The sequence below is a fragment of the Kitasatospora sp. NPDC056531 genome, assembly GCF_042794375.1.
GTDB lineage: Bacteria > Actinomycetota > Actinomycetes > Streptomycetales > Streptomycetaceae > Kitasatospora.
The window spans coordinates 22,477-42,698 of the sequence record NZ_JBHTTU010000058.1; the positions used below are offsets into that span (position 1 = coordinate 22,477).

At 69.3% G+C, this 20,222-nt stretch carries 23 protein-coding genes and 1 pseudogene; 15 read left to right on the top strand and 9 right to left on the bottom strand.

The features are described from left to right. The first annotated feature begins 117 nt into the window (after nucleotides 1–117). Nucleotides 118–684, top strand: a complete 567-nt coding sequence (locus tag ACFQ87_RS32620) for an AAA family ATPase (protein ID WP_380614482.1) — start codon at nucleotides 118–120, stop codon at nucleotides 682–684. A 57-nt stretch (nucleotides 685–741) separates the two neighbouring features. On the opposite strand, the gene tgmC is transcribed toward ACFQ87_RS32620, so the two are convergent. Genes tgmC through tgmA form a run of 3 tightly spaced genes read right to left on the bottom strand, consistent with a single transcriptional unit; the run spans nucleotide 742 to nucleotide 3,115 of the window. Next, nucleotides 742–1,884, bottom strand: a complete 1,143-nt coding sequence (tgmC, locus tag ACFQ87_RS32625) for an ATP-grasp peptide maturase system methyltransferase (protein WP_380614484.1) — start codon at nucleotides 1,882–1,884, stop codon at nucleotides 742–744. After that, nucleotides 1,881–2,843, bottom strand: coding sequence for an ATP-grasp ribosomal peptide maturase (tgmB, locus tag ACFQ87_RS32630; protein ID WP_380614486.1), 963 nt, complete (start codon nucleotides 2,841–2,843; stop codon nucleotides 1,881–1,883). The genes tgmC and tgmB overlap by 4 nt, the downstream gene beginning before the upstream one ends. After that, complete coding sequence (tgmA, locus tag ACFQ87_RS32635) at nucleotides 2,843–3,115, bottom strand: putative ATP-grasp-modified RiPP (protein ID WP_380614515.1); 273 nt, start codon at nucleotides 3,113–3,115, stop codon at nucleotides 2,843–2,845. The genes tgmB and tgmA overlap by 1 nt, the downstream gene beginning before the upstream one ends. Nucleotides 3,116–3,282: 167 nt before the next feature. On the opposite strand from tgmA, the gene ACFQ87_RS32640 reads away from it, so the two are divergent. Together ACFQ87_RS32640 and ACFQ87_RS32645 are read left to right on the top strand one after the other, a co-directional pair. Continuing rightward, nucleotides 3,283–4,596 (top strand): helix-turn-helix transcriptional regulator, encoded by a 1,314-nt coding sequence (locus ACFQ87_RS32640; RefSeq protein WP_380614488.1) that lies wholly within the window; start codon nucleotides 3,283–3,285, stop codon nucleotides 4,594–4,596. 130 nt (nucleotides 4,597–4,726) lie between these two features. Further along, nucleotides 4,727–5,311, top strand: coding sequence for a hypothetical protein (locus tag ACFQ87_RS32645; RefSeq protein WP_380614489.1), 585 nt, complete (start codon nucleotides 4,727–4,729; stop codon nucleotides 5,309–5,311). A gap of 37 nt (nucleotides 5,312–5,348) precedes the next feature. On the opposite strand, the gene ACFQ87_RS32650 is transcribed toward ACFQ87_RS32645, so the two are convergent. Next, nucleotides 5,349–5,543 (bottom strand): DUF397 domain-containing protein, encoded by a 195-nt coding sequence (locus ACFQ87_RS32650; protein ID WP_380614491.1) that lies wholly within the window; start codon nucleotides 5,541–5,543, stop codon nucleotides 5,349–5,351. After that, a complete protein-coding gene (locus tag ACFQ87_RS32655) occupies nucleotides 5,536–6,399 on the bottom strand; it encodes a helix-turn-helix domain-containing protein (RefSeq protein ID WP_380614493.1) in 864 nt (287 codons plus the stop codon). The genes ACFQ87_RS32650 and ACFQ87_RS32655 overlap by 8 nt, the downstream gene beginning before the upstream one ends. Before the next feature lie 297 nt (nucleotides 6,400–6,696). On the opposite strand from ACFQ87_RS32655, the gene ACFQ87_RS32660 reads away from it, so the two are divergent. From ACFQ87_RS32660 to ACFQ87_RS32675, 4 genes are all read left to right on the top strand, one after another. Further along, nucleotides 6,697–7,059: an ATP-binding protein gene (locus ACFQ87_RS32660; protein WP_380614494.1), complete on the top strand. Its 363-nt coding sequence runs from the start codon at nucleotides 6,697–6,699 to the stop codon at nucleotides 7,057–7,059. Next, a complete protein-coding gene (locus ACFQ87_RS32665; protein WP_380614495.1) occupies nucleotides 7,056–7,307 on the top strand; it encodes a hypothetical protein in 252 nt (83 codons plus the stop codon). Before ACFQ87_RS32660 ends, ACFQ87_RS32665 begins: the two co-directional genes overlap by 4 nt. Continuing rightward, nucleotides 7,304–7,477, top strand: a complete 174-nt coding sequence (locus ACFQ87_RS32670; RefSeq protein ID WP_380614497.1) for a hypothetical protein — start codon at nucleotides 7,304–7,306, stop codon at nucleotides 7,475–7,477. Before ACFQ87_RS32665 ends, ACFQ87_RS32670 begins: the two co-directional genes overlap by 4 nt. Nucleotides 7,478–7,658: 181 nt before the next feature. Beyond that, nucleotides 7,659–8,312: a LysE family translocator gene (locus ACFQ87_RS32675; RefSeq protein ID WP_380614499.1), complete on the top strand. Its 654-nt coding sequence runs from the start codon at nucleotides 7,659–7,661 to the stop codon at nucleotides 8,310–8,312. Nucleotides 8,313–8,531: 219 nt separating this feature from the next. Here the strand turns inward: ACFQ87_RS32675 and ACFQ87_RS32680 are convergent, their stop codons facing one another. Then, complete coding sequence (locus tag ACFQ87_RS32680; protein WP_380614501.1) at nucleotides 8,532–9,656, bottom strand: NYN domain-containing protein; 1,125 nt, start codon at nucleotides 9,654–9,656, stop codon at nucleotides 8,532–8,534. Nucleotides 9,657–10,372: 716 nt separating this feature from the next. Between ACFQ87_RS32680 and ACFQ87_RS32685 the strand changes: the two genes are divergently transcribed. The 7 genes and pseudogenes from ACFQ87_RS32685 to ACFQ87_RS32715 all read left to right on the top strand — a co-directional run. After that, on the top strand, nucleotides 10,373–10,969 hold the full coding sequence (locus ACFQ87_RS32685; protein WP_380614502.1) for an HDIG domain-containing metalloprotein: 597 nt from the start codon (nucleotides 10,373–10,375) through the stop codon (nucleotides 10,967–10,969). Between the two features lie 144 nt (nucleotides 10,970–11,113). Next, entirely contained in the window at nucleotides 11,114–11,443 is a 330-nt protein-coding gene (locus ACFQ87_RS32690; protein ID WP_380614503.1) for a DHCW motif cupin fold protein, read from the top strand. An 83-nt stretch (nucleotides 11,444–11,526) separates the two neighbouring features. Then, the gene (locus ACFQ87_RS32695; protein WP_380614505.1) at nucleotides 11,527–12,141 is read left to right on the top strand and encodes a hypothetical protein; all 615 of its coding nucleotides are present in this window, start codon (nucleotides 11,527–11,529) and stop codon (nucleotides 12,139–12,141) included. Between the two features lie 274 nt (nucleotides 12,142–12,415). Next, nucleotides 12,416–12,823, top strand: coding sequence for a hypothetical protein (locus tag ACFQ87_RS32700; protein WP_380614507.1), 408 nt, complete (start codon nucleotides 12,416–12,418; stop codon nucleotides 12,821–12,823). A 3-nt stretch (nucleotides 12,824–12,826) separates the two neighbouring features. Beyond that, on the top strand, nucleotides 12,827–14,584 hold the full coding sequence (locus ACFQ87_RS32705) for an alpha/beta hydrolase (protein ID WP_380614509.1): 1,758 nt from the start codon (nucleotides 12,827–12,829) through the stop codon (nucleotides 14,582–14,584). Between the two features lie 17 nt (nucleotides 14,585–14,601). Then, on the top strand, nucleotides 14,602–15,219 hold the full coding sequence (locus tag ACFQ87_RS32710; RefSeq protein ID WP_380614510.1) for a hypothetical protein: 618 nt from the start codon (nucleotides 14,602–14,604) through the stop codon (nucleotides 15,217–15,219). Between the two features lie 77 nt (nucleotides 15,220–15,296). After that, nucleotides 15,297–15,557, top strand: a pseudogene (locus ACFQ87_RS32715) (transposase); the annotation flags it as partial. A 510-nt stretch (nucleotides 15,558–16,067) separates the two neighbouring features. On the opposite strand, the gene ACFQ87_RS32720 reads toward ACFQ87_RS32715, so the two are convergent. Further along, a complete protein-coding gene (locus tag ACFQ87_RS32720; RefSeq protein ID WP_380614511.1) occupies nucleotides 16,068–16,673 on the bottom strand; it encodes an SGNH/GDSL hydrolase family protein in 606 nt (201 codons plus the stop codon). A 351-nt stretch (nucleotides 16,674–17,024) separates the two neighbouring features. On the opposite strand from ACFQ87_RS32720, the gene ACFQ87_RS32725 reads away from it, so the two are divergent. Beyond that, nucleotides 17,025–17,708: a hypothetical protein gene (locus ACFQ87_RS32725; protein WP_380614512.1), complete on the top strand. Its 684-nt coding sequence runs from the start codon at nucleotides 17,025–17,027 to the stop codon at nucleotides 17,706–17,708. Between the two features lie 67 nt (nucleotides 17,709–17,775). Here ACFQ87_RS32725 and ACFQ87_RS32730 read toward each other — a convergent pair whose 3' ends face one another. Together ACFQ87_RS32730 and ACFQ87_RS32735 are read right to left on the bottom strand one after the other, a co-directional pair. After that, the gene (locus tag ACFQ87_RS32730) at nucleotides 17,776–19,083 is read right to left on the bottom strand and encodes a S8 family serine peptidase (protein ID WP_380614513.1); all 1,308 of its coding nucleotides are present in this window, start codon (nucleotides 19,081–19,083) and stop codon (nucleotides 17,776–17,778) included. A gap of 254 nt (nucleotides 19,084–19,337) precedes the next feature. Next, on the bottom strand, nucleotides 19,338–20,222 hold an 885-nt coding region (locus tag ACFQ87_RS32735; protein ID WP_380614514.1), incomplete at its 5' end, for a hypothetical protein.

Sequence of the window (20,222 nt, forward strand, 5' to 3'; positions counted from 1 at the left end):
GCGGTGGGGCGGCAAGGTCGAGCTCGGCGACGGGCGACGAGGCGGCTACCCTCCGTGGCAGGCTTTCCGGGCTGGTGCCCGAAGTGGCCGATCTGCCGATCGGTCTAGGATCGCCGCATGGTGACCGTACTCGTGAACGGACTGCCCGCCGCGGGGAAGACCACTCTTGCTCGGGATCTGGCGCGGCAGTTGAGACTTCCGCTGTTCAGCAAGGATTCCGTCAAGGAGACCCTGGCGGACGTTCTCGGGGTGGAACCCGCAGCCGGTACCTCCGCGCGTGAGTGGAGCGGCGTCTTGGGGCGCGCCGCGGCCGAGACGCTGTGGACGCTGCTGAGGTTCGCGCCTGACGGCGCTGTGCTGGAGAGTCCCTGGCTGGGCCATGTGCGCCAGTTCGCGATCGCGGGACTGGCCCGGGCGGGGGTGGAGGAGGTCCAAGAGGTCTGGTGCGACGTGCCGTTGGAGGTGGTGCGACGCCGTTACGCCGAGCGAGCCGCGAGCAGGCACCCGGTGCACCTCGACGACCGGCCGGACTCCGACGAGCGGTGGGAGCTGTGGAGCCGGACGGCCGAGCCTTTGGGCCTCGGGCCGGTACATCGCGTCGACACGAGCCGCCCGGTGGACATTGTGCTGCTCGCGAAACGGATCAGGGAGGCGAGCGGCGAAGGCCGCGCGGTCGTCCCCTAGGCAGAAGCCCCTGTCGCCGGCTGTCCCACGCCACCCTGGGCGGGACGACGGTGTGCGTCAGATCGGCAGGTCCCAGCCGGGCCCGTCCTCGGTGCGGAGCCAGACCCGCTGTCTGGTGGCCGAGACCGTGATGCCGAATTCCCCCTGGTGAGGTTCGTCGGCGGCCTGCCAGCGCTGCACCGCCTGCTCGACCCGATCCCACAGACGGACGGGACCGCGCTGCACGACGGTCCACCCGCCATCGGGGTTGGGTGCCGTCCGGGCCTGCGAACCGGTGGACACGTCCCAGAGGACCTGTTCCGCTCCCGCCCCCATGCGTTCGGCCGGGGGCGCCGCGAGTTGCGCGACCCAACCGCCGGTCCAGTCGTCGAGCTTCGCCGGGTCGATCAGGCTCAGGCGCTCCTCCCCGGGCAGCAGGGCCAGCGTCGGGCGGGGCGGCCGGTCGTGGGGCCGGGCGATCATGAAGCTGGTGTAGCCGGGCAGGAACCGGCCCGTGGCCTGTCCGGGGCCGGTCACGTCGAGCAGCGCGAGGGCGTTGGCGTAGCTCCACCCGGACAGGGTGACCAGGATCTTTCCGCCCGGCTTAACCTGGTGCAGCCACGGGAGTGGGATGTACCGGACCGAGCAGGTGGCGATGAGCCGGTCATACTGCCTGCCGTCCGGGTCGCCGCGCAGCCCGTCACCGATGATCAGTCGGGGCGCGAAACCGGCGGCCTTGAGTGCCGCCGCCGCAGCCCCGCCCACCGCCGGGTCGTACTCGATGCTGGTGAGGTTGGCGTCCCCGAGGCGGCGCGCGCCGAGCGCGGTCGAGTAGCCGGTTCCGGTGCCGATCTCCAGTACCCGGTGTCCGGCCTCGGCGCCGAGCTGGTGCCACATGCGCAACACCAGCGATGGCAGGGTGGACGAGGACGAAGGGGAGCCGGTCACGGTCCCCTCGGTCACGTCGTCGGGCCGGGTGCGGCCGTCGAGTTGAGTGATCAGCGTTTCATCGGAGTACACCCCCTCCAGCCATCCGGGCTCACCAGCTCGGACGGGGCGGTAGCTGGTCGGGACGCTGCCCGCTACCGGCAGGAAGTAGGACCCCGTGAACAGCTCGCGGGGCACCGCCCTGGCGGCGCTGCTCCATTCGGGTTCCGTGAGGGTGCCGTCCTCAGTGAGTGTGTCCGCCAGGGCAGTGCGGAGCTGAGTTGCCGTGCTCATGTGTCGGGGCCTTTCTCCAACTGGTCGGCGATGGCGTGGGCGACTGCTGCGGTGGTCTCTGCCGGCTGCCACGCCCACTGGCCGTTCGGGTTGCACTCAAGGAAATACCAGTCACCTGCGGTGGTTGCGGCCAAGTCGAAGGCGCCGTAGGTCAAACGGAGTTCAGCGAGGTAGGCGACGGTCGCACGCGCGATCGGCTCTGGTACCTCGACCGGCGTGCACGTCATGAGGTCCTGGCGGTGGCGCCAGTCGAGATCGGGGCTGTCGATCCGGACCCCGAACACTCGGCCGCCTACGGCGGTCACCCGCACATCGAACGCCTTGTCCACCTTGGCTTGGAACATGTGCGGGCAGACGGACACGGCATCGGTGATCTCGGCCGCATGCACCTCTCGGACCCACACGCTGTGCGGCCGGTCGTCCACGCGGTAGAGCGTGTTCCACAGCGGTTTGTAGACCACTCCGCCGGGTTGGTGAGTGGCGAACTTCCGCGCCTCGTGCGGGTCGTTGGTGATCACCGTGTCTGGCACCAGGAATCCGCAGCGTCGTGCGGTCGAGAGCTGTGCAGGCTTGAACTCGGCGGCGCGGTTGTTCCACGGGTGGTTGAGGTAGGACGCACCCGGCAGGGACGCGAGGATGCCCCTCGTGCCCCACAGCGCTTGCTCTGCGGCGAACCGGCGGTCCTGGTCGTTCAACCCGGGTGGCCCCTCGTACGGGGAGGGCCTGCGTACCCAGACGGACCGGATCCGGGTGGTGTCGAGTTCCCGGCTTGCCGTGCGCAGGGTGCCCCGCTGCTCGTCCGTGTCGTACGTGACGGTCAGCGAGGCATCCGCGTGCAGGTCGGCGCCGGGGTCGAGACGGACCACCGGAACCCGGCGTTCGGCGAGAAGCCGCAACACCACGTCCGCCGTCACGTCATAAGGGTTGGTCAGCACCAGGACCGACCTGTTGTCGCTCATCAGCCGGAACTCTGGTCCTGGTCGTACGACTCGGTGCTGTCCGCGTCGGTCGCACCGCCCGGACCGGACCCGTCACCCGGAGTGGTCGTGGTGGGCGTCAGGCCACTCGTGCTGGTGCCGTGGCTGCCCAGCTCGACCGTCCGGCCGTGCTCGTCCAGGATGACCGCGATCTGCGTTTCGGGGTCGATCACGGGCGTGTACTGCGGGACCGTGGTGGTGACCGCGTACGGTCCCATTCGCTGCGTACCCCACGGCGCGGGCGTCTTCGTCATCTGTCGCTTCATGCGCAGACTCCTTCCGTTTCGTGAAGGAAGTTCTTCGGTGTGTGTCGAGTACAACCCAACTCGTCATCACTGAACAGGCGTTGCCGGTAGTCCCGGGGTTGTCCCGCTAGCGCTGACGGTAGGCTCGCGGGCACTGTCGATGATGGGATTGGCCCGTGGACGACCCGATCCGGCATCCCCTCGCCTATGCGCGCGAACTGCGCGGCTGGTCGCAGGGCGATCTCGCCGCGCACCTCGACAAGGCTGCTCGTGGCCACGGGCTGCGTTCAGGTGCCGACAAGGCGGCCGTGAGCCGGTGGGAGAACTGGCGCAAGACGCCGAACCTGGACTCCCAGCTCCTGCTCGCCGAAGTCTTCGGCGTCACGGTTTCGGAGATGGAGGCCTACGGCTGGCCGTACTGGCTGCCCGGGCGCGACGAGCCGCTGCCGCTGGACTCCGCCCACACAGTCCAAGCACTCCACGACGCACAGAGGGCTCTGATGGACCGCCGCACCTTCATGACGTACAGTGCCGTTTCCCTGGCGGGACTCGCCGCCCAGTGGGCCGTGATCGAGCCCGAACACCTCCGCTCCGCGTTGGACGGCAAACGTGTGGACGCCGAACTCGTGGACTGGCTGGAGGCGACCAGCAAGCAGCTGACGGCCCTGCCGACCGAACAGCGGCAGCACACCGTCCGGTTGATGGACGCCCAGCTGGCAACGGTGACCGGATTGATTGCTGACGGCCGCTACAGCGAGTCCATCGGCCGGCGCCTCCACCTGCTGGCGGCATCACTCGCGACCACGTGTGGGTGGTACCGCTTCGACCACGGCCAGCACTGGGCGGCCGGCAAGCTCTGGGGAGCTGCTCTGCAGTCCGCCCACGCCGCCGGGGACCGTGACCAAGGTGCTGGAGTGCTCTCGGACTTCGCCTACCAGTCGAACTGGCTCGGTGAACCCAAGGTCTCGGTCGACCAGCTCGGGTACGCGCTGTCGGGTACCCGGCATCCCACCGCGCGGTCGCTGCTGTTCCTGCGCCGCGCTCGGGCACACGCCACCCTCGGGGACCGTACGGCCTGCTACCGGGATCTGGCGGATGCCGAGACGGCTCTCAACCTGGATGCCGCCGACCCCGCACCGGGCTGGTGCGCATGGATGGGCCCGGCCGACCTTGCCGTTGACTCCGGCCAGTGCCTGCTCGACCTCGGCCGTACCGAGGAGGCTCACGCCCGGATCGCCGAGGGGATGGTGCTGTTGCCCAGGGCCCGCGACAAGACGCGCGGGATCTTCCTGACCTACCAGGCCAGCGGCTACCTGCAGTCGAACGACGTCGAGCAGGCGCTTGCCGTCACCCGGGAGTCGCTGGACCTGGCCACACGCATCGGAGCCCCACGGTGTGTCGCCCTCGTACGCGACCTCGTGCCGGCCTTCAAGCCTTACCGCCAGGTCGACGGCGTCCAGGAGTTCATGGAACAACTCAAAGTCTATTGATTTGCGGTACCAACGCGCGGAACTCCGCCTTGGATTGGCCCCTCGCCCCGCGGAGCGAGGGGCCGATCGTTTCAGCGTCCCGTCAGGCCGACTGTGACAGGACACCCGGGACCAGGCGACAATCCACCGCATGGATGACGCGTTCACACTTCTTCGACGGGCTGTCGACCTGGTGCCCGAGAATGCCGTGGCGGAGAACGGGCAGACGGTCGGAGATGTCCGTAAGGATCTCGGGCTCCAGGAGTGGGAGATGGCGCTCGACATGCTGATCGAGATCGCGGATGCCCATCCTGTGCCGATCTCCCTCTGGGAGATGCTCGCCGAGGCAGCCCGGCAGATGATGCTGGACACCAATCGTCGTTGGTGCGAGTGGCGGGGCTTGGAAGTCCAGCACGGCACCATCCGCGCGAGGCTGACCCTGCTGGGCGCCGACGAGGGCGGACGCCGCAGTGCCTTCGACGGGGACGGTCGGCTCAGGCCGCTGTGGGACATCGGTAACCGCACGGAGGACGGACAACGGGATCTGAACATCGCGAGGCTCTGGGTGGAGTTCGCGCCGAAGCTCGGCCCCGGGGAGACGGCTGACATCCGGCTGGCTCCGCTGCGCCCCGAGCAGTGGCGGCACCTGAAACCCGGTGATGTGATCACCATGCACGAGGCCCAACCTGTCGTCGGCATCGCCGAGATCATCGAGGTTCTGCCGCCTCGCGTCTGAGGCGGCCCTTCGCTCCGTGGAGCGAAGGGCCGCCGAGTCAGTCGGCATGATGGTCGAACTCGCCGGCCTTGGCTGCTAGGAGGAACCTGGCGAAGTTGGCGGGGGAGGATCGGATGACTATGCCGGAGTCGTCCGACTCGCGGAGCTCCACCAGACCGCTGTCTACGCGAAGTTCGACACAGTTGTCACTCGCACCGGAGTAGCTGGACTTCTGCCATGCGGAGCTAGCCATGCTCTTGTTCCATCTCTTCTTTGACAGATCGGATCAACTCTCGTGAGTCCTCCTCGGAGAGGGCCGTGGAGTCCATCTGCAAGATCAGGGCACGGAACCTCGCGAGGTGCGCTGGGGCATCGAACAGATGGATGCCGTGGCCAGTGTCCATCTGCGCGGTGTCCAGCTCCGGGATCGGCCCCTCGGCGTAGGTGAAGTTCTCGCTGGGGCTTGGGACGACGCCAGCGCTGAACGGCACCACTCGAACGGAGATACTCGGATGTTCCGAGTCTATGCCGAGTGTCCTGAGCTGTTCGGTGAGCACTCTCGGTCCGCCGAACTGCATGTGAAGGGCTGCTTGGTGGATGAACGCCGTGTAGGGCGCAACTCCGGATCGGACTACTCGCTGCCGCTGCATGCGGAAGGCTGTCCTGAGATCGATCTCATGATGGGGCAGCGGAGGGAAGGTCTGGGCGAACAGGGCGGTGGCGTAAGCGCCGGTCTGAAGCAGGCCAGGGATGAAGGACGTTGAGTATGTGGTCAGCCGCTCCGCGCCGCTCTCAAGCTCCGCGACCTCAAGGAAGTCTGTCGCCAGGGTGTCCCGGTACTCCTCCCACCAGCTGCTCTTCCCTCGGTTCGTGATGATCTCGGAGAGCGCGTCGATCAGGGGCTGATTGACGCACATGCACGTCGCGGCGATCGTGTGAAGCCGCTCCACACTGATGCCGATCTTTCCGGCCTCCATCTGCGTCACCTGGGCCGGGTTCATCCCGACGGCGCGGCCGAGCTGGCTGCCGCCGAAGCCAGCCTGCTCCCGCATCCTTCGAAGCTCTGCGCCCAGTCGGCGTTGGCGGAGTGTTGGGTTGGTGCGAGCCATTGGGTCCTTCCGCGACAAGGGTGATCCCAGTCTGCCGCGCCGGTCGGGCGACGGTCCATTTCGGGCTTGCGATGCCACCTTAGAGGGAATATCGCGAATCCATGGAAAATTTGCCATGGGACTGCGTTATGGTCGATGTCACATCGATCCGATGGATCGTCAGTAACGCCTGTCTTCAAGGGCAGTAGGCGCCTGCTGCCCCGGCACCGAAGAGCAGCCACCCATGGCCTGGCTCACGGCGACGAATCCACCGGTTCGCCTCTCTTCGCTCCCCACCACTGCCTCATGGAGGTCTCCATGTGCACCCGTAACACGCCCTCGCTCGCCCTCTCCCGGCAGGCCCTGCGGGAGGTCCTGACCCGCGCCGGCTGGGACCCCGAGACGATCTTCAACGCCGAACTCGCCCTCTGCGAGCTCATCGTCAACGCCTGGCGGCACGGCGAGACCGCCGCCCCCGTCGTCTACTTCTCCCTCCTCACCCGCACCCTCAGGGTCTGCGTCTCGGACGAGAACGACGCGCTCCCCGAGCAGCGCACCCCCGCCAACCTCGGAGAGTCCGGCCGTGGCCTCCAGCTCGTGGAGGGCCTCACCCACCGCTGGGGCGTCGACCCCCAGAAGCGGGGCAAGATCGTCTGGTATGAGCTGGACTCCGTCTCGTGAGCCCCCACCACGCGCCCATCGCGCCCACCGACCCCCGGCTGCGCGACCACACCGAACCGCAGGTCACGGCACTCCTCCGCGAACTCCACGAGTGCGGGCGCGAGTTCGGCCTGCTCTGGGGCTCGGCCACCGTCACCGAGACGACCCTCGACGGCCGCATCCTGGTCGACTTCGGCAACGCGCCCGTGAGCACTCTGCTCAACCTCCTCCACCTCCTCCGCGACCTCGAAGGGGGCGAGCGGGGATGAGACCGAGTACCGCCACCTTCCTGATCGGCGCCGCCTTCGCCGTGCTCCTCGCGCTCGCGTTCGCCACCGTCGCCCTGGGCGTGATCACGGCCCTCCGGATGCCCAAGCCCGACGACCGCACCGACCCCGAACGTCAGGACCAGGACCCGACCCGGGGCATACCCGTCTGACCATGACGCCGCGCGGCCGAGCCGAGTCCCACGGCTCGGCTCGGCGGCAGGGAATCCTTGCCCGTCCTGCCGTACGAGCTCCCGTATCCGCAGCTGAGCGAGTAGCGGCATCAGTCCTGCTCATGCGCAGTGAAGCAGACCTCATTGGACGTGATCGCGGCCGCGACTTCAGGATGGCCGCATGACCGTTTCCTCTGCCATCGCCTCCTTCGCCGTCGTGGCAGGCATGCTGACCATCATGCCGGGCCTGGACACCGCTCTGGTGCTGCGCTCCGCCATCACCCTGGGCAGGCGCCGGGCCTTCGCGACGGCCCTGGGGATCCTCTGCGGCGTGCTCGTGTGGGGCGTGGCCGCCGCGGTCGGTGCCTCGGCGGTGCTCACGGCATCCCATCTGCTGTACGACGCGTTGCGCTTGGCCGGTGCCGGGTACCTGGCGTGGCTGGGGATCGGCATGATCCGCCGGACGCTCAAGGAGCGCGGCCGGCCCGTGTCGGGGGATGCGGCGGGTGGAGCGGGTGCCACGACCGCGGAGGCGACGTGGGTACGGTCCTGGGCGCGCGGGCTGGGCACCAGCCTGCTGAACCCGAAGAACGGTGTCTTCTACATGGCGATGCTGCCCCAGTTCATCCCCAGCGGCGCCCCGCATCTGCTGATGGGGGTCGTCCTGGCGACCGTGCATGATCTGGAGGGGCTGGTCTGGTTCAGCGCGCTGATATTCGGCACCCAGCTCGTCCGCCGGTGGCTGAACCGCGGCTCGGTGCAGCGGGTCATCGACGGGATCACCGGCACGGTACTCGTCGGCTTCGGCATCAAGCTTGCACTCGGGGACAACTGACCACTGAGGCCGACCGGCGACTCGTCGACCGGTGGGGGTGCGGGAACGGTGGCTGTTGCCGCGCTGGCGTACGGCGTGCGGGGCGAGTGCGGACTGCTGTCTCCCAGCGCGGGCGTTTCACGGGTGGCGGTGAGCAGGGCGGGATGGCAGCCGCTGGGGATCGTTTCCCGGACCGGAGGAGATCGATTCCCGAAACTGCGGGCGCCGGGGTGCCGTCTGTCAGAGCGTGGACAAGTGCTGTCCCTGTCCGCAGTACCGGCACCCGCCACGGCGTCGCAGGTAGTACGAGTAGGTCGCGATGCCCAGGGCCGCTCCCCAGACCATCCAGAAGATGCCCGGTCCGTTGGTGCCCGGCATCGCGGCATCGTAGTCCCGGATGTTCATCAGCCCGCCGGGGATGAGGACGACCGACACGATGGAGGCTGGAACGATCGCGGTGGCCGGGTGGATCCTCTTGCCCCTCTTGAGGGGTACCCAGCGGGGCCACACCTCGCCCCAGCGGCTGACCAGACCGTGCGTCAGGAGACTGCCCAGCGTGGAGGCGCACCCGAGCCCCAGGCCGATCCCCAGTATGCGGGGTGTGTCCTGCATGTTTTTCAGGAACGCGTCGGTGATCCCCAGCGGCCAGCCGAAGTACCAGGCGAGTCGGGTGATGTCGTAGGGGAGGGTCGAGATCACTGCCGTCCACACCGCCCAGCGGCCCCAGCGCAGTGCCGCGGCCGGTTCGGTCCACGCGGCGGCAGCCCTGCTGCCGCGCCCGCACCGCACGCACTGCCCGCCGGTGCGCCGTTGGTACGCCAGCGTCATCGCGCCCCACAGTAGACCGCCAGCGAAGACGATGACCAGGTTCTCGCGGTGCCAGTACAGGATGTCGCCCATGGTCTGGTGCCCCGGCACCCCGGTGAAGGCGAAGACCAGGAGCAGCGGCGAGAACGCCAGCAGACCGAGCAGTGAGTAGTCCGGAATCAGGAAGGTCAGCAGGCAGGCGGAGAGCCATCCGTAGGCCAGCAGTGCCTTGCGCTGCCAGGCGGTTCCCCAGCCGCGGATCATGAGGACCCCGACGAGGATGCCGACCGCGCAGAACACCGCGATCACGGGCGCGACCACGGAGGCACTGCTGGGCTCGAGGACCGACGCCGAGGCACGGTCGTTGACCGTCTTTCGGAAGGGGTACCCGGCACCTCCCAGGGCCCAGTACAGGCTGGCCAGCCCGTAGAGCAGGGACCACGCCACCGCCAGGTACGAGGACCACTCGGGCCACCTGGACCACCAGCGACGGGAAGCGGCCTGCGCGGTCGCCGTCGGACTTTCCTCCTGGTGCGTTTCAACGACTGGTCCGGTCATCGCGGGCGTCCTCTCCCTCACCGCCCTGGGCGGGAGTCGTCTCGTGGGTCAAAGGCTGCCGTCGAGCGCGTACCGGTCCAGAGAGGTCGATCGGGAGACCGTACGGCCGAGCGGTGGGGCACATCCGAACAGATGCGGTGCCGACTCCAGCCTCGTCCAACAGCTGGGAGGGGACTATGTGCCGATCGGCATACCGTCGGAGTCCGCGGGCACCCGGGCTGTGCCGTTAGGCAGGGTGTCCGCAGTCCCCCAAGCCATGGCCCCCGGCTGGTCAACGGACAGGCTGGTGTTCGTCGTGGCGGGCGACCGGGTCTCGTACGAGGACGGCGGCGTTGTGGTGACTCGCCCGACCGGTGGGTGACGCAGGCAGCCAGCCCGCAACAGCTACTGGATCTGTCGTTGATAGTCCGGCGGTCGAGATCGCTTGGCAAACAGTCGAGATCAGCTGTCACAGGACAGCCCGCTTCCTCCGTTACCTCTTCGCCCCCACCATCGCCACCGTGCGGCCCGGCTTCGGCCCCGCCTGAACCGGGGAATCCCTGACCGTCCACACCGACCAACTCAAGCCCGTCTGCCGCCTGTTCCGACTCCCCGCACACGGCACCGGCGTCGCCGACCACGGCTGAGTGCACTACGGCTTCACCGGCACCGGCCTGTGGATCTCGCCCGAGGGCGTAACTCGGGACGGCCGGGGAGCAGGTTGTTACGCTGCCGCGGTGATTCTTCCGACCATCGAAGAAGTACGCGCGCTGCACGAGCGGCACGCGCCGACGCACGAGGCGCTGGATCTGGTGCTCACCCACTGCGAGATCGTCAGCGGTATCGCCGAGCAGCTGCTGGCCCGCGCCGCCCTCCCGCTCGACGCCGACCTGGTGCGGGTCGGCGCGCTGCTCCACGACATCGGGGTCTACCGGCTCTACGACCGAGCCGGCCGGCTCGATCACCGCGGCTACATCCGCCACGGGGTACTCGGCCACGAGATCCTGCGCGAGGAGGGCTACCCGGAGCGCCTGCGCCGGTTCTGCAGCCGCCACACCGGCGTCGGCCTCAGCCGGCACGACATCCGCGAACAGGGGCTGGCCATACCTGAGGCCGACTACCTCGCCGAGACCGCCGAAGAGCAACTCGTGATGTACGCGGACAAGTTCCACAGCAAGACCACGCCCCCGACCTTCCTCACCGCCGACTCCTACGCCACGTACGTGGCGCGGTTCGGCGCGGCCAAGGTCGAGGCCTTCGCCCTGCTGCGCGCCCGGTTCGGCGAACCCGACCTGACGTCCGCGCGGGATCGGCACAGCCACCCGCAGGCCTGAGAGGGCGGTGAGCGAGCCGACGCCCCGGCTGGGGCAGGCGGCCAGGTCGCGGGTTCACGGGCGGCTACGGCCGTGAAGGACCAACTTGCCGGGTGGTGCCGTAACTTGGACGCCGGTACGCGCCAAGCTGGGTAGTGTGACCGTATGAATCTCAGCGGCTTCCCCTTCACCGCCACCGACTGGAGCCAGGTCCGTGAGGAGCGCAAACCAGGTGAGGGCGGGGAGGTGACCAGCCGCGTGCAGCACTTCGGCGGGGTTCGGGTCCGCCGGGTGGACTACAGTCCCGGGTACGTCGCGGATCACTGGTGCCACAAGGGTCACGTGCTGTACGTGTTGGAGGGCGAGCTCGTCACGACGCTCGACGACGGCCGCGTCGTGGTCACCGGCAAGGGCGGCAGCTACCAGGTGGCCGACGATGCCGAGGCGCACCGCTCCAGCGCGCCGAACGGGGCCAGCCTGCTGATCGTTGACTGACGAGTCGGCTCGGCGGCCGGGTAGTTGATCCGTTCGTGCGAGCTCCGGCAGCGCCGGGTGGGCGTGGCGGTACCGTCGACCGCATGACTGAACTCAGCGACTGGACGTACGTGGTGACCGACATCGAGGTCGACGGTCCGTGGGCGGGCCCGAACTCGATGAGGTCTTTCGCGTCCATTGCCACGACGATGGACGGGCGGACGTTCGGCGAGTTCGAGGCCATCCTTGAACCGCTCCCCGGTTCGGCACCGAACCCGCGCACCAAGGAATGGTTCGATTCCGAGCCGGGCACGTGGGAGGCCGCGACCGCGGACCCGGAGCCCGTCGTCGACGTGATGAGCAGGTACGTGGAGTGGGTTCGATCACTGCCCGGGCAGCGGGCATTCGCCGCGGCGCCGCTGTCGTTCGACGGCACATGGATCGACTACTACCTGCGTCGGTTCACCTCGTACGGGCTGCACCAGGGCCCGTACGAGCAGGATCCCCTCTTCCATGGACCGGCGTTGTGCCTGCGCTCGTACACGGCGGCACTGACCGGGCAGCCGGCAGCGGACCTTGCGGCGCCGAAGCTGCCCCCGCACTGGCTCGGCGATGTGGAACACACCCACAAGGCGATCGACGACGCGCGCGGCTTCGCCAACCTGCTGCACTTCCTCGCCCGGAACGCCGGGACACCAGTGATCACGTTCGACGCGTGAGCCAACATGCTGCGGCTCGGTCCTCGACGGCTTCGAGGACCAAGTCGTGCAGCAGGGCCAGGCTGGGCTCCCCCTGCGTCCGGTCCGACGGACCCCCGGCCTGAGCCGAATCGGTTCGGGGCTACACCTTCCCGGAGGCGCGGCCGCTCCGCGTCCACCCGGCCCCTGCTCGTCGGGATACGTATTAATACTTCGCTAATATGCATCGTCAGTTTTTGATCATTGCGGACCGGCCCAGCAACCGGTCGGTCCGGATCTGACGGGGGAACGAAGCATGGCAGATCCTGACGCGGGTTTGGAGTTCAAGGTCAAGCCGGCCGAACTGGATGGCTGCGGACAGAGCGCACAACACATAGGCGGCCTCATACCGGGCGAGACATCGAAGATTACCGACCCGTGCAGCCAGGCCGCCGGGGGCCTCAAGGGCTGGCTGACCGCCACCGCCATCACGAACTGCGGCACGAACTGGAAGACGCTGCTGGACAAGCTCGGCGGAGACATGGGCGACGTCGGCACCAAGCTCGGCACCTCGGCCGCCTACTACCGCCAGGCCGAGCAGAACGCCCACAACAGCATGCGGAACCCGAGCGCGTCCGTCGCGAACGGGCAGGAGCCGGATCCCTTCGACACCACCTTCGTCCCCGGCCCGGTGAAGCCGAGCAGCGCGAAGGCGGCCGAGTAACCGATGGACATCAAGACCCTCCACGACGCCGACATCATCGGCATCTCCACTGCGAAGAACGCCTTCGACACCCTGGCCACCGCCTTCGGCCAGCACGTCGAGAACTGGCAGCACGACGTCGTCGACCGGCTGGGCCACTCCGAGTGGACCGGCACCGCCGCCGGCCACGCCAACACCCGGATCACCAACCTGGGGACCGAACTCCAGTCCGCCAAACAAGAACTGGGCCTGGTCAGCCGCGCCCTCCAGGACGCCTACGACGGCTTCGCCGCCGCCCAGGCCCACCTGATCAGCGCCCTCGACGACGCCAAGGCCGCGGGGCTCACCGTGGGCCCCGACGGCGGGATCACCTGGGACAACGATCCCAAATCACCCACCTTCGCCGGGCACGGCGCCCCAGAGAAGGCCAAGCAGATCCAGGACCGGATCACCGCCGCCCTCAACGAGGCCGACCACGCCGACCAGACCATCAATGCCCGGCTCGGTCACCTCGCCACCAACGCGAGCAACGGAACCGGCCTCGACTCCGCCACCGCGAAGGCCGACACGGACGCCGCGAAGGCGCTCCAGCAGATCCCCGCCGCCGGCACCGACCCGAACAGCGTCAAGGCCTGGTGGAACGGCCTGACCGACGACCAGCAGCAGCGGATGATCCTCAACCACCCGGACCAGATCGGCAACCTCGACGGCATCCCCGCCGCCGTCCGCGACAAGGCCAACCAGACCAACCTGAAGAACCTGATCCAGGACCGCAACAATCAACTCAAGAACCTCGGCCCCGCGCCGAAGCAGTACCTGGACCCCGCCGAGACCAACGGCGGGCCCGTCGAGAACCCCGACTACACGGAGTGGAAGCGCAAGCGCGACACCCTGAAGGAGCAGCTCGCCGGCTTCCAGTCCATTCAGGACCGGCTCGACGGCAAGTTCGACGATGGTGCGGGCGGGCCGCACTACGACCCACCCCTGCTCTTGTTGGGAATCGGTGATCAGGGGCAGGGCCGCGCGATCGTGTCCTGGGGTGACCCGGACAAGGCCCGGAACGTCTCGTCCCTGGTGCCCGGGCTGAACAGCAACATGGCCGGCGTCGGAGGCGGCGACGCCAGGACGGCGAAGCGCATCTACGATTCCGCGGTGAGCAGTGCGCAGATCAACCACGACACGCCGAGCGTCGCGTCCGTGTTCTGGCTGGGGTACGACGCCCCGCAGCTGGACGGCCCCTCGGTGCTCATGAAGGACCGGGCGGTCGAGGGCGGGGCCGCGTACAACCAGTTCCTGGCCGGGCTCCGAGCCACCCACGAAGGGGCGCCCGCGCACGTGACCGCGCAGGGGCACAGCTACGGATCACTGGTCGTCGGGCAGGCGACCCAGCACCCCGGCGGTCTGGCCGCCGACGACATCATCCTGGTCGGCAGCCCGGGTGTCGGGGTGGACAAGGCGTCACAGCTCGGGGTCGGTGCGGATCACGTGTACGTCGGCACGGCCAAGTACGATCCGGTGGCCAATGCGCCGAGCCCTGCAATGCTGGGTGGCCTGGGCGCGGCGATATACGAGACATTCGCGCACCCGGACGCGTCCTGGCACGGCACGGACCCGGCCAGCCAAACCTTCGGCGCGCAGCGCTTCTCGGTGGCGGACGGGACCGTGACCGACTCCCACGACAACTACTTCGGCAAGGAGAACAAGGGCGGCGACTCTCTCCCCAACATCGGGAAGATCGTCAGCGGCCACGGGAACACGATCACCAGGGAGGATCCGAGGTGAAGGCCACGGTACGGCGCATGACCGTGCCAGGGGTACTGCTGGCGCTCCTGGTCGGCTGGTACGCCTGGCCGGAGTCCGCAAAACCCACCATGCCGGTCGAGCAGGCGCAGCACCGGATCGAGGCCGAACTCGCCGATGTCGCGGGGGCCTTCCACCCGGGGCTCCAGTGGGCCGAGGCCAGGTACTACAGCGACCCCGACTTGACCGGATTCTGCGGTACGTCCGGGTGCAAGAAGACGGGTCGGGCGATGATGATCGCCCAGCAGGCGGCCCGAGTCCAGATCAGCTCACAGCGGTTCAACGAGCCGCTGGAGATCGTCCAGGCGCTCTGGGCCGCAAAGGGGTACCCGGTTCGCCGTGAAGGGTGGTCCGTGGAGGTGAAGGACCCGGGATTCACCCTCTGGTTCGTCGTGGGTGTGAACGGTTGCGCTGAGATGCGGGCCACCATGACCGACGTCACCGACACCACCGATGACAAGTTGGAGGGCGGGTTCGGTCAAGGACCGCTGAACTACGCCGCCCAGTGCGCGACGGTCGACGACCCTTACTGGTCGCATGACCCCGCCGAGCCCGCTCGGCCCGAGGGGGTCGGGCCGAGCGGGATTGGCAGTCTCCCCCCGATTCAGCACCAGTAGAAGTCTGATGAAGATGTTGGGTTCTGGCCCCACCGCAGGGAGCGGTGGGGCCGGACTCGTTTCGTGGCGATGGGGAACTGGTCGGGCCGGATGTGTGGGAGACCTGCCGGGAGTTGATCCCGGCGGGGAGTGTGTTCGCGTTCCTGGCCGAGCACCGGGAGGCGTTGTTCCCGGGTTCGATGTTCGCGGACATGTACCCGTCGAAGAACGGGAGGCCGAGTATGCCGCCGCAGGTCCTGGCCGCCACGATCGTGCTGCAGTGCCTGCACGGGCTGTCGGACTTCGACACGCTCCAGGAGCTGCGCTGCGATCTGCGGTGGAAGGCCGCCTGCGCGCTCGACCGCAACGACACCGCGCATGCTGCGGCTCGGTCCTCGACGGCTTCGAGGACCGAGCCGTGCAACAGGACCGGGTCGGGCGGTGAGAGCCCCGGCGAGCGCGCTCAAGCCGACAACCACCACTCAGCGGTCGGCCACCTCGCTCGCCGCGCCCGACAGCCGGGCGCGGCGAGCGAGTTCCTCGACCCCGGGCCCGAAATCTGTTGGCTGACGGGGCCCCAGGGTCTGATGCCTCCCATGGCCGGAATGAGCATCACCGTGTGCCTGCCCGCGCGAGCGGCCGGCCGGGTGGAGCAGGCCGTCGCGGAGGCGATGGCGCCGTTCGAGATCGACTACACACACTCCGAGGATCTGGACATCTGGGACTCCTGGCGGATCACCGGTGGCACGGCGTACGGCGGCGGGTTCAACGTCCTCCCCGGCCACGAGCGGGACGCCAGGCTGGTCCACGAGATCCCGAGCAGGTGACTGTCCGCCCATGTCTGAACGTCGGCCACCGGCACCCGTCCGTCACAGCTCGGTGAGTTCGCCCAGGCCCAGGGTGCGCAGGGTGTGGTTGGCCATGCGGAGGTGGCCGGCGGCGTTGGGGTGGGCGGGGTCGTCCAGCCAGGCGAGGGCCTCGCCGTCGGGGAACTCGGCGAGCCAGTGGGCCTCGTGGTCGACGAGCAGGGCGCCGGTCTCCTCGGCGAGTTCGCGGACGGCCTGGCAGTAGGCGGGCAGTTCGGCGCGGGCGGCGCGGCCGGCGTGGCTGACCACCAGGGGCGTGTGCAGCACGATCTGCGCGCCTGCGGACCGGTCGATGATCTCGCGCATGGCGTCGCGGAACCCCTTGACCCCGTCCAGTCCGGCGCGGGCGTCGTTGGTGCCGAGCGAGAGCGACAGCACGTCCGGCGCGAACCGCCCGATGAGGAAGTCGTACGCCCCGAGGACGTCGGTGGCCTTCCAGGCGGACACGCCGCTGTTGACCACGATGTCCGTCAGCCGGTCCAGCTGCCAGCAGACGCGCTCCTGCACGTGCTCGACCCAGCCGCGGGCGCCGTGGGTGTGGTAGACGGCCTGGGTGATGCTGTCTCCGGCCATCACCCAGGTCATCGGGTTGTCCGAGAGCGCGACCATGCGCTGATTCCCCCTTGATCGTTCTTGATCGTTCGTCCCGCGTCGCAGCTGCCTGCTGCGACGATCGGGAAGTTGATCTTAGCCACGCGTGATCGGCGGAAGGCGGCGCCCGTCCGGGTGGGGAACTCCGTCGTGCACAGACTCATCAGATCGGGGAGCCCGTGCGCCGCAGGCCACGGGAGCGGAGCGGGGCTGTTGGGCCAGGCAGCCGATGGGCGCCGGTCCGAGCGCGGTGGCGGGGGGACGGCGGGCGGGTTAGCAAAGGTGCGGGGCCCGGGGTGACAGCCGCACTGAGGCGGTGTCACGGGAGCCCGGTTCGACAGCCCCCGTGTTTGGAAGGAAGTGGGCCACATGGCCGCTAACCGGAAGTCCCTGCCGTCCGCCTCGAACGCCCGGCGTGTTCCCCTGCTGCTCGCCGCGAGCGCCCTGACCCTGCTGGTCGGCACGGGTCCGGTCTTCGCCGCGGCGCCGGTCGCCCCGTCGAACGGCTCGGTGACGGCGGGGTCGCCGGTGACCGACGACGGAAGGCCGGGGAAGTGCGTCGACGGATGGCTCGACGGAAAGATCGACGGGAAGCCGGTGAAATGTGAGGACGTGGGGGCCGGGGTGTTCTCGTCGAAGGCGCAGACCATCCCGACCGGCACGACCGTCCAGATCACCTTCAACGGCGTCGACTTCGACACCGACCACATGTTCGACCCCACCAACTCGACGCTCGTGGTCCACACCCCCGGGCGCTACCTGCTCAAGTCGCGGTTCTTCTGGAGCTTCATCCCCACCGCCCTGGGCGCGGGCGGCGAGCGCGAGGTGGCCGTGAACGTCAACGGCAACCCGGTGGCCGTGGACTTCCAGGGCACCGTGGACGGCGCCCTGGGCGTCACCCAGGAGGCGTCCACGATCATCGAGCTGAAGAAGGGCGACGCCATCTCCCTGTCGGTCTTCCAGAACACCGGCCAGGACGCCACCTCGGTGCCCTTCGTCGCCAACGGCAAGACGATCACCCCGCAGCTCCAGGCGCAGATGGTCGCCCCGTAGCCGCTCGCGCCGACGCACCGGACGCCGTGGAGCGTCCGGTGCGTCGGTGTGTCGGTGTGGCCGGGGGTCAGCCGCGCAGGCCGCGGACGCCGTGGGGGGTGCCGAGGCCGGTGGGGCCGTCGTAGCCGCGGACCGCCGTGCAGAGGTAGGAGCCGCCGCAGGAGCCGGTGGAGCCGGTGACGATGTCGTTGAAGGCCCGGGGGCGGGCGTACGGGTAGGAGGCGGCGAAGTCGTTGGCGCCGGGCGTGCCGGCGACCGCGTACATGCCGGAGATCAGCGGCGCGGCGACGCTGGTGCCGCCGATCACGTGCCAGCCGGCGCCGTCGGTGGGGTCGGTGAAGTAGACCGCGACGCCGGTGCCGGGGTCGGCGACGGCGGAGATGTCGGCGATGGTGCGGTTGGCGCAGCCGGGGTCGTGCTGCCAGGACGGTTTCGGGTCGAAGAGCGAGCAGCCGGAGCCGGAGCCGACCCAGGCGCTCTCGGACCAGCCCGGGCGGTTGAACGGCAGGAACGGCGGCCGGACCCGGTGCAGGCTGGTGCCGCCGGCGGCGGTGACGAACTGGGAGGCGGCAGGGTAGAGCGGGTTGGGGTAGCCGTTGTCACCGCTGGCGGCCACGAACGCGATACCGCGGTGGAAGAAGAACGCGTCGACGAGGGTCTGGTTGGGGAACTCCGGTGCGCCGAAGCTCATCGAGATGAACGTGGCGCCCTGCTGGAAGGCCTGGCCGACCGCGTGGATCTCGTTGACGAGCAGGTCGTTGTCGGCCTCGACCAGCAGGAGGTGGCAGTCCGGGCAGGTGGCGCTGACGGAGGCGAGGTCGGTGGCGGTCTCCGCCACCCAGCCGGGGTCGGTGGTCGGGGGCGGGGTGCTGCCGCCGTTCTGGTTGATCTTGCGGAAGCAGCCGTTGGCGGTGGTGCACGGCGGCAGGTGGAACTGCTCCCGGTAGACCGCGAGGTCGCTCTCGGCGGTGCGGTCGTCGAACGCCACCACGATGGCGACCGTCCGGTCCCCGCCGCCGTGGCGGGGCAGGTCGTAGGCGGACTGGAGGTCGCGCGGTCCGAAGCCCGGCGGTTCGGTGCCGGGCTTCGTGCCCCGCAGCCGGGGCAGGTCGGTGCGGATCAGGGCGAGACAGGGGCCCCGCAGGTCGGCCGGCACGGCGGCCGTCTCACCGGACGGGGCGGTGAGCGTCACGGTCGGCGCGTCCGCCGCAGCGGCCGGGGCCGGTGCGCAGGCGCGTTCGGCCGTCACGGCCGCGGGGTCGGTCGGCGTGGCGACCTGTGCCCGTACGGCGGCCTGCGCGGGCGCGGCGATGCCGGCCAGGCCGAGCATGAGGGGTAGGACGAGCAGGAGACGGGTGAGTGGGGTGGGCCGCATGGACTCCTCGTTCCGCCGGCCCGGGCGCGGGCCCCGTGGAGGCGTCCCCCGATCCGGGCCGTGTTGCCGTTCGATGCGCGGTTCCGCGCGGGCGGACCGCTCGATGTGGTCGTCATCGTGGCAGCCGTCGGCCCGGAGCGGGCCGACGGCCGACCGTACGACGCCGGAACGCGGTGGCGAGATCACGCTGACGGTCCATCGGTCGACGGAGTCGGCCCGCCGAGCGAGGGGCTCGGCGGGCCGGGGGCCTCGCGTCAGGGCGTGCCGGTCGGCCGGTCCGCCCGGGTGAGGGCCTGCTGCCGCAGGCCGCGGAGCCGGTCGAGCAGCGGCTGGTCGCCGCCGAGGACGGTCTTCTCGACGTCGCCCTGCGCCTGGCTGACGGCGCTCGCGAGCCCGGCCTGGTCCTGGCACCGGGCCGAGGTCTTGGCCAATGACAGTTCGCCGCCGATGAGTTCGTGGGTCTTCGCCGGGTCGCCGCCGTCCTGCTTCACCCGCTGGTCGATCACGGCCACCGGGTCGGCCAGGTGGGTGGCGCTCTGGTGGGCGGCGGACATGCAGTCGCGCCAGCGGCCCTCGGCGGCGGTGAACCGGCCGTCGGCCTGGACGTCGCTGACGACCTTGCTGCTGAGCACCTGGAAGGTGTTGAACAGCCGGAAGTAGTCGGGGCCGTAGAGGGTGTCGCGGGCCTGAGCGAGGCAGGAGTCGCTGTTGTAGTAGAACTGCTGGTGGTCGGGCAGGTCGACGGTGACCCGGTGTGCGTCCGTCCCCAACAGGGCGGACTTCCAGGCCTGGTCGGCGGCGTGGTCCTGGTTGGGGTCGGCGGCCTGCTTCAGGTTCAGTGCCGTGCTGATCACGCCGAAGCCGTCGTCGGCGGCCTGGTCGCCGCTGAGCAGTCCGTACGGATTGGCGTCGACGAGGTGGTCACCGGTGGCGAGGCCCTGCGAGCGGTAGTCGAAGCCGCGCTCACGCATGCAGGAGACGACCCGGCCCTCCTCGGCGTCGTGCAGGGCGACCCGCTGCCGCTCGTCGAAGTGGGTGACGCCGCCGAAGGGGCGCGGCTGGGCCCCGGGCGGGGTGGTGGGGGCGGGAAAGGGGGAACCCGCGGGAACAAAAAAAAAAAGAAAAACCCCCAAAGCAAG